This is a genomic window from Acidobacteriota bacterium (genome assembly GCA_035529075.1).
Lineage (GTDB): Bacteria > Zixibacteria > MSB-5A5 > GN15 > FEB-12 > DATKXK01.
Genome location: DATKXK010000018.1, coordinates 100,022 through 111,389, shown reverse-complemented (window position 1 = coordinate 111,389; position 11,368 = coordinate 100,022). Strand labels below are relative to the sequence as shown.

General features: G+C 61.2%; 11 protein-coding genes. 1 reads left to right on the top strand and 10 read right to left on the bottom strand.

Going from position 1 to position 11,368, the window contains the following annotated elements; genetic code table 11:
* Positions 1-104 precede the first annotated feature (104 nt).
* The 10 genes from VMY05_12090 to VMY05_12045 form a co-directional block, all read right to left on the bottom strand.
* Positions 105-1,103, bottom strand: a complete 999-nt coding sequence (locus tag VMY05_12090) for an RluA family pseudouridine synthase (protein ID HUV31813.1) — start codon at positions 1,101-1,103, stop codon at positions 105-107.
* Complete coding sequence (locus tag VMY05_12085; protein HUV31812.1) at positions 1,103-1,834, bottom strand: pyridoxine 5'-phosphate synthase; 732 nt, start codon at positions 1,832-1,834, stop codon at positions 1,103-1,105. Before VMY05_12085 ends, VMY05_12090 begins: the two co-directional genes overlap by 1 nt.
* A 67-nt stretch (positions 1,835-1,901) precedes the next feature.
* On the bottom strand, positions 1,902-2,711 hold the full coding sequence (gene rsmA / locus VMY05_12080; protein HUV31811.1) for a 16S rRNA (adenine(1518)-N(6)/adenine(1519)-N(6))-dimethyltransferase RsmA: 810 nt from the start codon (positions 2,709-2,711) through the stop codon (positions 1,902-1,904).
* Between the two features lie 3 nt (positions 2,712-2,714).
* Complete coding sequence (locus tag VMY05_12075; GenBank protein HUV31810.1) at positions 2,715-3,491, bottom strand: TatD family hydrolase; 777 nt, start codon at positions 3,489-3,491, stop codon at positions 2,715-2,717.
* Positions 3,491-5,416, bottom strand: coding sequence for a methionine--tRNA ligase (gene metG / locus VMY05_12070; GenBank protein HUV31809.1), 1,926 nt, complete (start codon positions 5,414-5,416; stop codon positions 3,491-3,493). The genes VMY05_12075 and metG overlap by 1 nt, the downstream gene beginning before the upstream one ends.
* Positions 5,417-5,437: 21 nt before the next feature.
* Positions 5,438-6,358, bottom strand: a complete 921-nt coding sequence (gene ricT / locus VMY05_12065) for a regulatory iron-sulfur-containing complex subunit RicT (protein HUV31808.1) — start codon at positions 6,356-6,358, stop codon at positions 5,438-5,440.
* A 31-nt stretch (positions 6,359-6,389) separates the two neighbouring features.
* On the bottom strand, positions 6,390-7,520 hold the full coding sequence (locus VMY05_12060; protein ID HUV31807.1) for a hypothetical protein: 1,131 nt from the start codon (positions 7,518-7,520) through the stop codon (positions 6,390-6,392).
* Positions 7,507-8,679 (bottom strand): peptidoglycan DD-metalloendopeptidase family protein, encoded by a 1,173-nt coding sequence (locus VMY05_12055; GenBank protein ID HUV31806.1) that lies wholly within the window; start codon positions 8,677-8,679, stop codon positions 7,507-7,509. The genes VMY05_12060 and VMY05_12055 overlap by 14 nt, the downstream gene beginning before the upstream one ends.
* A gap of 4 nt (positions 8,680-8,683) precedes the next feature.
* Positions 8,684-9,541, bottom strand: coding sequence for a permease-like cell division protein FtsX (locus tag VMY05_12050; protein ID HUV31805.1), 858 nt, complete (start codon positions 9,539-9,541; stop codon positions 8,684-8,686).
* On the bottom strand, positions 9,538-10,203 hold the full coding sequence (locus VMY05_12045) for an ATP-binding cassette domain-containing protein (protein HUV31804.1): 666 nt from the start codon (positions 10,201-10,203) through the stop codon (positions 9,538-9,540). The genes VMY05_12050 and VMY05_12045 overlap by 4 nt, the downstream gene beginning before the upstream one ends.
* 140 nt (positions 10,204-10,343) lie before the next feature.
* On the opposite strand from VMY05_12045, the gene VMY05_12040 reads away from it, so the two are divergent.
* On the top strand, positions 10,344-11,282 hold the full coding sequence (locus VMY05_12040; protein HUV31803.1) for a YCF48-related protein: 939 nt from the start codon (positions 10,344-10,346) through the stop codon (positions 11,280-11,282).
* Positions 11,283-11,368 lie beyond the last annotated feature (86 nt).

Genomic DNA, 11,368 nt, shown 5'->3' with positions numbered 1-11,368 from the left:
CGGACGGATATGTCAACAGCCGCTCGACGGGAGCGCCCGGAAAGTCGACTACGGAGACGGCGCATTCAACCGGGCGACAGTCCGGCCTATCGGCAAAGGCTGAATCAGCGCCCTCTTTCGTCGAGCAGGCGCAGAACGACCTGAATATCTTCCGGCGGTTCCGAATCGAACTGTAACGCTTCGCCGGTGGACGGGTGGACAAACTCCAGCCTCCGGGCGTGCAGCGCCTGGCGGCCAAGCAGGGACAGAATCTCCCTGGCCAGAGGTCGCTCCGGGCCGAAAATTCCTCGGTGCCATTTTTGCCGCCCCCCGTAATCCGGATCACCCAGAACCGGATGTCCGAGATGAGAAAAATGAACGCGAATCTGGTGAGTCCGCCCCGTTTGCAGCAGCACATCAAGGAGATCGTAGGAACGGAATCGCTCTGTCACCGTGTAACCAGTCACGGCCGGGCGGCTGTGCCGGTCGGTGACGGACATCTTCCTGCGGTCGCGGACGGAACGCCCCACCGGCAGATCAATAGTCCCGCTGTCCTTGCGCATATGGCCGCACACCACCGCCAGGTAGGTCCGCCTGAGCTCCCTTGACTGGATAGCCTGTTGCAGCGAGGCATAGGCGTGGTCGTTGCGGGCTACCACCAGCAGTCCCGACGTGTTCTTGTCCAGCCGGTGCACTATACCCGGACGATCCGCACCGGGGGCACCGGCCAGCCGGCCGAAATGGTAGGCCAGCGCGTTTGCCAGCGTTCCGGTATAATTCCCGGCTGCCGGATGTGTCACCAGGCCCGGCGGCTTGTTGACCACCAGGAGGTGTTCGTCTTCGAAGACAATGTCCAGCGGGATATTCTCGGGCACCAGCGTCGTGGGTTCCGGAGGGGGTACAGTCAACTCGACAACCTCTCCCCCCGTCAGCTTGTGCTTCTTGTCAACCGCCTGCCCGTTGACAGACACGCCGCCGTCTACAATAAGCTTCTGAATCCGTGTGCGGGAGAGCGCGAGATCGGGATGCTCAGCGAGGTACCGGTCAAGGCGCTGAGGACCTAATTCCCCCGGGACGACGATGCGCAGGCGCTCGCAATCCGGCGGGTTTGACGGGTAAGACATCACGCCGGCAGCGATCGCGGTCCGATCAGGCGGAGCATATCACGGACTGCCCGGTCGAACCCGCACAGAACGGCCCGTGAGACGATGGCATGACCCACCACGAAATCGTCGATCAGGTTTAGTTCGCGCAACGGTGACACGTTGTTATAGCCGACACCACGTGCGGCGTGAACGGGCAATCCGGCCTTAGCAGCAGCCTGAGCGGCCCGATCGATTCGGTCAAGCTCCTGCTGAGCCTCTTCGAGCGTCCGCGCCTGGGTGAAACCGCCGCAGTTTAGCATCACGACCGTGGCCCCCGCCCGGGCCGCTCCCCGCACGGCATCCGCATCCGGCTCGACGAAAAAGCAGACGCCGATACCGACCCCCTTGAGCCGAAGCGCAATGTCGCTGAAATCCACCATCGGGTTGTCGAAATCGATACCGGCCACCGGTGTGTCGGTGTCCGCGTAGTCGGCGACCAGGCTGACCATGGACGGCTTGACTTCGAGCGCCTTCTCGACGTTTTCATCCACCGGGGCCATTTCAATCGTCAGTCTGGTCTTCACGGCCTCGCGAAGCATGTACAGGTCACGATCACGGATGTACCTGCGATCGCGCCGAAGCTGGACCGCCAGGCCGTTCGCGCCCGCGAGTTCCGCCAGCACCGCCGCCTGCACCGGATCCGGCTCCATGAGCTTTCGGGCGTCGCGAAGAGCCCCCACCTGGTCAAGGCTTACCGTCAAGAGTGCCATCATGTCTCCCAGAGTGTCATCCCGGCCAACGAAACTTCGGTGCCGGCAGTACGGCACCACTACGAATCTACTCCACTGGCAGTATGTTATGCGCGACCAGATACCGAGTCAATTGCAAAAATTGGGCGATCGACAGTTCCTCGGCACGACAGGTAGCCGGCAGTGACAGGTCCGACAATACCTGCTTCGCGATCTCGGCAGAGCCGATGACGTCCGGCACCAGATTGTTTACGAGCAGCTTGCGCCTGTGCCCAAAGGAAGCCCGCACGACCCGACTCACCAGCGAAAGGTCGATATCGACGGTCGTGGCGATCGGCAGCAGCTCGATAACGGTGGACGAGACGCGCGGCACCGGCCTGAAGCTGTCGGGCGGAACGTCAAAACGGCGCTCCACCTTGAAATGAAGCTGCGTGCAGATCGCCAGGGGTGACCAGTCCCGCGTGTGCGGTCCGGCGGCTATACGCGCACCCAGTTCTCTCTGCACCATCAGGACGGCCCGGACCAGCCGCCGGCGATAGATAATACACCAGTCGAGCACGGGCGTGGTGATGTTGTACGGGAGGTTGCCGACCAGGGAAAACGTGGGCAGGGACGTCTCGTCCGGCTCGAAGGTGAGGAAATCCGCGTTGACGATCTCGACGTTGGGCAGACGCCCCACGAGCTTGTGAAGGTAGCCAATGAGATCGCGGTCGAATTCCACGGCGACCAGCCGGGCTCCGGTTTCGGCCAGGGGGCGGGTCAGCGCACCGCGTCCGGGGCCGACCTCGACCAGCCGCGTGTCCGGGCCGCACTGCAACAGATCAAGGATACTCTGGATTACGTGCGGCGATCTAAGAAAATGCTGGCCCAGTCGCTTCTTGGGACGATAAGCCGCCACCGCTTACCCCTCGAATGTCTCGCCAAGACGAAACAGTTTGCGGCACACCCGGTCAGTGACGCGCGCCACCTCCGTTCGGCTCACGTTCTGCAGTTCGGCCAGCTTCTCGCAAACGAACGAAACGTACGCGGGCTGATTCGGTTTGCCCCGGTACGGCTCAGGCGTCAGAAACGGTGAATCGGTTTCCATGATCATTCTGTCGAGCGGCACCTTGGCCGCCATCCGGGCCATACGCGAGTTTCTGTAGGTTATGGTGCCGCCCACGGATACCACGAACCCGAGGTCACATACGGTGCCGGCGTCCCGGGCGTCACCGGGGAAACAGTGAAAGACCCCCCCGGCCAGCCGCCCGGCATACTCACGGACGATTGCCACCGTCTCCGCGAAGGCGTTGCGCGTGTGAATGACTACGGGAAGGCGCAGTTCGGCCGCCAGCTCCAGCTGGCGGCGAAAAACCCGCTCCTGGACCGGACGGGGTGAGAGGTCGCGATAGTAATCGAGGCCGATCTCTCCGATGCCCACCACCTTTTCGGATTCCGACAGTTCCCTGAGTTCTGTCACGGTCTCGTCGTCGAACGTGCGGGCATCGTGCGGGTGGATACCGACGGTTGCGTACACCGACGTATGTTTCTCGGCAATCTGCACGGCGCGGCGGGACGAGTCCAGGTCGACGCCGATCGTGATCAGGGTATGCACGCCTGCCCTCTCGGCCTCGTCAATCACTGCGTCGCGGCGGCCGTCATATGCGTCAAAATCGAGATGACAGTGAGAATCGATCATCAACTGACCCTGGCGCCGGGCGGCAGGTCACTCTCAGGCACAATCAGCGCGAGACGCTCCCCCTTGGTGGCCGCCAGCAGCATCCCGTTCGATTCGATACCGCGGATGACCGCCGGCTTCAGGTTGGTGACGACGATGATCTTCATGCCCGTGATCTTGTCCGGACTGTAGAACTGGGCTATCCCGGCCACAATCTGCCGTTGCTCGTCACCAAGGTTGATCTGCAGTTTGAGCAGCCGGTCGGCGCCCTTGACCGGTTCGGCCTTCAGGACCTCGGCCACCTGCAACTCCAGCCGGGCAAACTCTGAAATGTCCACCAGGTTGTCCTGAGCCTGGTCGTCCGAGTTACCACGTGCGGCTTTCATGCCGTCCGCGACTCGCGCGTCAAGCCTCGGGAACACGGGTTTGTCAACCGACACCGCGGCGCCGGCCTGGAGCTCGAAGAACCGCTGCGCGTCCTCGAGGCTCAGCGTGCCGTCGTCCAGCGACAGGATTGCCCGAACCTCCTTCATCTTCCGGGGCATGATGGGGTACAGAATGATGGAGACAATTCGAATGACTTCGCAACACGCATAGAGAACACCGCCAAGCTGTTCCCGCTTGCCGTCGCGGGCGAGCACCCACGGAGCGGTGTCATTGAAGAACTTGTTGGCGGCCCGCACCAGGCTTATCCCCTCCGCGACGGCGTGACTCAGGCGGAAGTGCTTGATATGCTCGTAGGCGGCACCGGGGGCGCGCTCGGCCCGCTGCATCAGTTCATCGAGCCCGTCAATCTCCCGACATGGGCCGGGCAGCCGGCCGTCGAAATTCGCCGTAATCATCTTGCCCACGCGGGAGACGAGATTGCCCAGGTCGTTCGCCAGGTCGGCATTGTACTGGGTGACGAAGCGGCTGGCCTGAATATCGCCGTCGATGCCGAACGGGTACTGCGTCAGCAGCAGGTACCGCGTTCCGTCCGGGCCGAACCGGGCCGCCATGTCGTTGGGGTCGATGGTATTGCCGAGCGTCTTGGACATCCGGGTACCGTCGACGGTGAAGAACCCGTGAAGGAAAATGGTGTCGGGCAGCTTAAGGCCGACCGCCAGCAGCATGGCCGGCCAGTACAGGCAGTGGAACTTGAGGATATCCTTGGCCATCAGGTGAACAATCTCACTGTTGTTCCACCACTTGTCGAACGACTTTTCGTCGTCGGCATATCCGATGGCCGAGATGTAGTTGGACAGGGCATCCACCCAGACGTAGGCCACCTGGCTGGGATCAAACGATAGAGGGACACCCCATTTGACCCTCTCACGGGAAAGCGAGAAATCGGGCAGGCCCTGGTCGATCAGCCCCAGCACTTCGCGGCGGCGCTCTTCGGGAAGAATGCGCAGCTCGCCGGACTCGATCTTCTCGCGTATACTCTTGGCGAAGGCGGTGAGACGAAAGAAGTAGTTCTTTTCCCTGATTTTCTCGGGCGCACGCCCGTGATCGGGACACTTCCCGTCGACCAGTTCCTTCTCCGTTATGAACTTTTCACAGCCGGAGCAGTACAGACCTTCGTAGTAGCCGGAGTACACGACCTCCTGGCCGTCGTCGGTCCTGGCGTTCCGCATGGCGTCGAGTATTTTCCGAACGGCCTGCAAGTGACGCTCGGAGGTGGTACGAATGAAGTAGTCGCACTCGACGTCAAGATTCTTCCACGCGGACTTGAACGTTTCCACCGTTCGATCACAGAAGGCGATTTCCGACATTCCGGCGGCTTCGGCCGCCTCGGCAACGTTCGAGCCGTGCTCGTCGGTGCCGGTCAAAAAGAAAGCCTGGCGGCCGGCGAGGCGGTAAAAGCGCGCCAGAAGGTCCGCCGCAATCGAGGTGTACGCATGCCCGATATGCGGGCGATCATTGACGTAATAGATCGGAGTGGTTATGTAAATCGGCTTGGGCACGGTGCTGCTCCCGGATAGTCATCAACTGTTGACGTCTTCACTTTCGTCGAGTTCATCGGCACTAATGCCGCTTTCTTCAGCGTCGTCCCGATAGCGGCCCGTTGAACCGCCCCGGTCCGGACGAGCCGCCGGCGTCCCTTCCTCCTCGACGCCGAGGATATCGTCGGCACCCACGCGGAACTGCACACGTTCGTCATCGACTACCACGGCCTCATCGGTGAACACGTCGAGCCGGTCGATCGTGCCGGTACCCTTGCGCGACCTGATCCGCGTTCCCACGGACGGGAACATCTGCCTGACCGCGGCGTACTGCTCCGCCTCGTAGCGCAGGCAGCACAGCAGCCTTCCGCAGTTGCCGGAGATCTTGGCCGGGTTAAGCGAGAGATCCTGCTCGCGGGCGTGCTGGGTGGAAATCGGCGCAAATTCGCGGATATGGGAATTACAGCACTGCTGCAATCCGCAGATACCCAGGCCGCCGATCCGCCGCGCCTCGTCGCGGACGCCGATCTGGCGCAACTCGATGCGTGTTCTGTACCGCGCCGCCAGATCGCGCACCAGGGCTCTGAAGTCCACCCGGTGGTCGGCCGTGAAATAGAACGTGATCTTGCTGCCGTCAAACTGGTACTCCACATCGACAATCTTCATCGTCAGACCGTGCTTCTTGGCCAGCCTGACGATCTCCACCTTACATTCGACCTCCCGGCGCCGCAGGTCCTCGTGTCGCGCCCTGTCCTCCGGGCCTGCCGGACGAAGAATCGACCGCGGCCTTGCCGCCCCGGTGAAATTGATGTCAACCTCGATCTTTTTCGAAAGGACACCCACGTCTTCGCCCTGTTCCGCCTGTATAACGACCATGTCGGACGGTTTGAGCGAGTGGTAGTACGTGTTGTAGAAGTACTCTTTTCGCGATCCCTTGAACTCTATCAGATACAATTCCGCCATCGAGGTCCTTTTCCTTCGCGCCGGCTCCCGGTTAACCGGCTACCGGTATACGTGACTTGAGAGTAAGCACCAATGCGGCCAGCGCCGTTTGAATATGCACATTGAGGTACAGATCGGCAAGGGCATTTTTGACTGCGGCCGTCATGTGCACGGCAAGCTGCGTGCGTTCAAAGAAACGGGCGATCTTTATCAGTTCCGACGCGAAGTCAATATTGACCAACGCGTCGCCGTCGCCGGTAGCGGCGTAGTATGCACAGTCGCGAAGCAACGACTGCCAGAGCACGAGAAGCTCCTCTGCGGCGGAGCGATCATTCGGACTGATCAGTTTGGTCAACAGCGCGATGGCGGCCGGCCTGGTCTCCGTGAAAAGCGACCTGAACAAGAGAAAGCCGACCGCCCTGCGAGAACTGTCCGGCTCATCGGTATCATCGGTCATGGCAATGGCCTTACCGATGTTGCCCTGGGACAACCGCACGACCAGCCGGGCGCGATCCTCACGGGTGCCGTACTTCGACGCCAGATAGGCCACGGCGGCGGATTCGCTGATTCCGTCAAGGCGGACCTTCTGCGCCCGCGACTGAATGGTGGCCAGGAGCGTGTCCGGCCTGGTCGCCGTCAAAATGATCACCGTGTTGCTCGACGGCTCCTCGATGAGCTTGAGCAGGGCGTCCGCCGAGGAGGCTTTCATCTTCTCCATCCGATAAAACAGCACCACCCGGGTGATCCCCTCTCCCCCCTTGAGCGACAGCGCCTTCTTGATATCGCGCGCCATCCTGATGGGGATACTGGTCGGAGAGGGCGACAGGACTATCCTGAAGGGTTCCTCGCGCTTCTCCTGGAGCACCTCGCCGGTCAACTCAATCATCTCGTCGCTGCTCTTGTGCGAACGGATAGGCAGGGCGAAATAGAGCCCCTCGAAATTCAGTGCGAAAATGTTCCGGCAGTGTCGACACCGCGCGCAGGGGGTCACCAGCCCGGACTCGCCGTCACCGGCCGGTTCGAGGCAATTGAGAAGAGCCGCAAAGGAAACGGCAAGCGGCCAGTGGCCCAGCCCGTCGGGCCCGTAAAAAAGATAGGTGGAGGCGACCCGCCCCGCACTGAACGAACGCGACAGGATCGACCACGCCCTGGGTTGAATCTTTACGGGATCAAAGTGATTCAAAGCGAATCCACTTCACCGGATCCTGCGGCTCACTGCCTTTTCGGATCTCAAACTTCACCAGACCGTCACCGGCGGCAGTGCCAACGCTGGCCTGCCCCTGAACGTGCTGCCCCTGTGAGACCAGCACCGTGCCCAGGCCGGCATAGGTCGTGTAGTACTGATTATCGTGATTGATAATAACGAAATTTCCGTATCCGCGCAAATCACCGGCGTAGGCAACCGTCCCGGCGGCCACCGCCCGAACGGAATTACCCGGCCGGCCCCTGAGCGTGATCCCCGGTGAGAACGATCTCAGGCGTGACACCGGATCCACCGAGGCACCGAACTGGGCCACGATTCTCCCCCCGCAGGGTGGCGGAAGCTGCCCCTTGAGAGTGGCAAAAAGCGATCTGCCCGCCGACGCCTCGCCGCCGCTCACGGCCCGTTGCCGATCTCGTTCCAGGCGGGCAACGAGGGCTTCCATTTCCTCGGCCGCCTTTTGAAGGGTCAGGATTCGGTCCGCCTCCTCCCGGGATTTCCGCTGCAGGCGGTCAAGGTCACGCTGCTGCTTGCTCCGCTGGCTTTTTTCGAGCGCAACCGATGTCTCCTTGCTCTTTTTCAGCTTCGAGACAGTGCGGCTTCGCCCGCTCAACTCGGTCAACTCCCCGCTCGTCCGGGCCAGCAGAGTCTCGGCCTGAGTGACGTTCTGCGACTCAAACCCGGCCAGCGCCGTCAGGTAGACGACCTGACGGGCTTTTTCAAGCTCCGTGTTGGGAAGCTCGGGCAGAAGGGCGGTACGACCGGAAGCGGCAAAATAGAACTGACGCAGGCTGCCCAGGTAACGTCGGTGGAGGCGATCCAGCATGTTCTCCCGCTCCTGCAACTCCGCCTCGCCGCTCTGAATGTCGCTCTGAAGCTGACCCAGTTCAGAGTTGAGTCGACCGATGATCTTGCCATCCGAAGAAATCTTTTGATCGTACTCGGTGATCTTCCGCGAAACCTGTAACTGCTCGCCGTGCAGCGAGTCGAGCCGCTGTTGGCCGTTCTTGACCTCGGCCTTGATCTGCTCCATCTCGTTGCGCTGGAGGAGAATATCCCCCTTCTCGTGGTCCCCCCGGCCGGGTGCGGCCAGCAGACAGACGGCTGTCACAGCCAGAAAGATCGGCAGCAGCGTTTTCATGGTTTCACTTCAACAACTTTCGAACGCCCAGATACCCGCTCAGGCTCCCCAGCAGGGCGATGATCAGACAATAGATGACGACCTCGTCTCCGGCGGGAAACACCAGTTCAAACTGCGTGAAGACAACCTTCCCGCGTCCATAGAAGATTAGCGCCCATCCCGCGGCCGCCGAGAGACCGGCCAGCAGGAAACCTTCGAGCACAAAAGGAAACGCGATGAACAACCTGCCGGCCCCCAGCAGGAGCATCTGGCGGAATCCGACCGCTTTGGTCCGCGCCATCAGGCGGATGTTGTTGGCCGAACTTATCAGGGTCGTCAGGATAATCAGGGCACCCAGGGCCAGCCCGATCCTGAGGATAAGGGACCTGGTGGTTTCCGCTTTCTCCAGCCAATGGCGGCTGTACTGGATCTCACCGCTGCCGGTAAGACGGGCCAGTTCCGTTTCCAGGGTAGCCATGTCCTGCGTGTTCAGATACATCGGTTCTATGGTCAGGACAAACGAACGCGGCAGCGGGTTGGCGGAGTCGTAGCCCACCAACAGATCGATACCAACCAGTCGAGCCAGTTCATCGCGCGCGCTTTCCTTGGAAACGTAGTCCGCCGCGCTTACTTCCTCCAGAGACATTATCGACCGGCTCAGCCCGGTAATTGAAGAGTCAGCCACCCCCTCGTCGAGAAAAACCTCCATCCGAATCTCCGATAACAGGTCGCGGTAAAAGCGGTCGGAGGTCACGCTGGCGATCCAGAACAGGTCGAACAGGAGAAAGAGCAGCAGCAACGACAGAAGCGAGCCCAGCGCGGTGCCGGGATAACGCCTGAGATTCCGCGCCAGTTCGGTCAGTACGCGCGCGATCCGTGTCATACGAGCGCCCCGTCGGAAATCCGGTAATAGTCGGTATTGGGCATCTTCTGACCGGGAGTCTCTGACACCAGAATAACCATCGACCGTCCGGATACGGATACTCTGACCAGAAACTCGAAAACGCGCAGAAACGTTTTGGGATCAAGTCCCGCCGACGGTTCATCGATAATCATGAGCGGCTGGTTGGCCACCGACGCCCGTGCAAACTGCACCAGGGAGTTCTCGACTCGAGTCAGGGAGCCGGGCAGTTCGCCGGCCTGTTTGAGCAACGAGAACTCGGCCAGCATTTTGCGAAGCCGCTCCCGTTGAACCTTCTTGCGCTCTCCGGCTATGACCATCGGCAGGGTGATGTTTTCAGATACGGTAAGAGTGGGCGCCAGTCCGAACTGTCCACCAACGCCGCCGATCTGGCGCCGGACCCTCCTGATGAGACGGTTCTTCGCCGGCCGCAGTTCCCGGTCGAACAGCCTGACGGTGCCGCTTTCGGCGAAACGCAGGCCGATCAGGAGTTCAGCCAGGAGCGTCTTGCCGGCGCCGGCCGCGCCCGTAATGACCGCCGACCGTTCCGCCGGAAGCACGAAATTGAGGTCACGGAAAACCATGCCGCCGCGATCATTTCTGACAGCCACGTCGATCAACTCTACAAGAGGCGGTTTATCCATGATCAGCTGTTCACAACTATGGGTGCTCGATTGACTTCGATCTTCCCGACGTGTATCTTGGCGCCACGTTATACAAATCAAGAACTTCTGCCGGATTTGAGTGTAAGAAACCATGAGATTCAGGACAATCTAAAAACACCATGAAAACCACCGGTACCTTTATCCTCATCCTTTTCCTGGCCCGTTCCGCCGGGTTTGCCCAGGGCTGGGAGGCAGTCGAGTTCCCCCTCCGCGAAAACATCACCGGGGCGTCGTTCGTACATCCGGACACCGGCCATCTGGTCACCAACGGCGGCAAGCATGCGCGCACGTTCGACGCCGGCGCCACCTGGTGGGGCCTGCAGATAACCGCCGGTGAGCCGCTCGAGGACGTCTACTTTCTCGACGGCATGGCAGGCTACGTCTGCGGGCGCAAGGGGGCCATTCACATGACTCGTGACGGCGGAGAGCACTGGCAGAACATCTCCTGGCCGGATACGGCTGCGACCCTGGTCAGCATGTGCATGATGGACAAATGGACCGGCGTGACAACAGGGCTATATCCGACGAAAGACATTCCGTTCGGGGGAATTGCCCTGCGGACAACGGACGGCGGACACACCTGGAGACCGTTGAGCCTCTCGGGGCAGGCGTACGGGGACCTCTTGAACCTCCCGGGTGACGCCCTGTACTGCGCCTCCATGGGTTACCTGAACGTCAGCAGGGACAAGGGCAAGAGCTGGCAGTCCGAGAAAATCGGTGACGGCAGACCGGGACGCGCACTGGCGCTTTCGGGAAAGAACGGCGTTATGATCGGCAATCACGGAATGTGCGCCTACACCGAAGACAGCGCGAAAACCTGGCATCCCGTCGACCTCGGAGACGATGAACGCCACTTCACCTGCGTGGTCATGGTAAACGACACGGTCGGATACATCGGCGGGACCAAAACCAGCCTTTTCACGACTACCGACGGCGGGCACACGTGGCAGCAGGAACTGATGGCCAAGTCCTTCCACGTCCTTGACCTGACGCTTGTTGGAGACTGGCTGTGGGCGGTCGGCACCGAAGGCGGGATTATCCGCAAAAAAGTCAGGTAGCACGGGCGGGCAGCCCGGGCACCGCCGGTCGGGCACCGCGATCCCTCGCGAGACCGCCTGAGGGCACCAGGCGGCGGCAGAGTCAG

Excerpts from the sequence above, each read along its gene's own strand:
- VMY05_12090 (HUV31813.1), bottom strand. The coding sequence starts at position 1,103 with ATGTCTTACCCGTCAAACCCGCCGGATTGCGAGCGCCTGCGCATCGTC.
- VMY05_12085 (HUV31812.1), bottom strand. The coding sequence starts at position 1,834 with ATGGCACTCTTGACGGTAAGCCTTGACCAGGTGGGGGCTCTTCGCGAC.
- VMY05_12075 (HUV31810.1), bottom strand. The coding sequence starts at position 3,491 with ATGATCGATTCTCACTGTCATCTCGATTTTGACGCATATGACGGCCGC.
- ricT (HUV31808.1), bottom strand. The coding sequence starts at position 6,358 with ATGGCGGAATTGTATCTGATAGAGTTCAAGGGATCGCGAAAAGAGTAC.
- VMY05_12055 (HUV31806.1), bottom strand. The coding sequence starts at position 8,679 with ATGAAAACGCTGCTGCCGATCTTTCTGGCTGTGACAGCCGTCTGTCTG.
- VMY05_12050 (HUV31805.1), bottom strand. The coding sequence starts at position 9,541 with ATGACACGGATCGCGCGCGTACTGACCGAACTGGCGCGGAATCTCAGG.
- VMY05_12045 (HUV31804.1), bottom strand. The coding sequence starts at position 10,203 with ATGGATAAACCGCCTCTTGTAGAGTTGATCGACGTGGCTGTCAGAAAT.
- VMY05_12040 (HUV31803.1), top strand. The coding sequence starts at position 10,344 with ATGAAAACCACCGGTACCTTTATCCTCATCCTTTTCCTGGCCCGTTCC.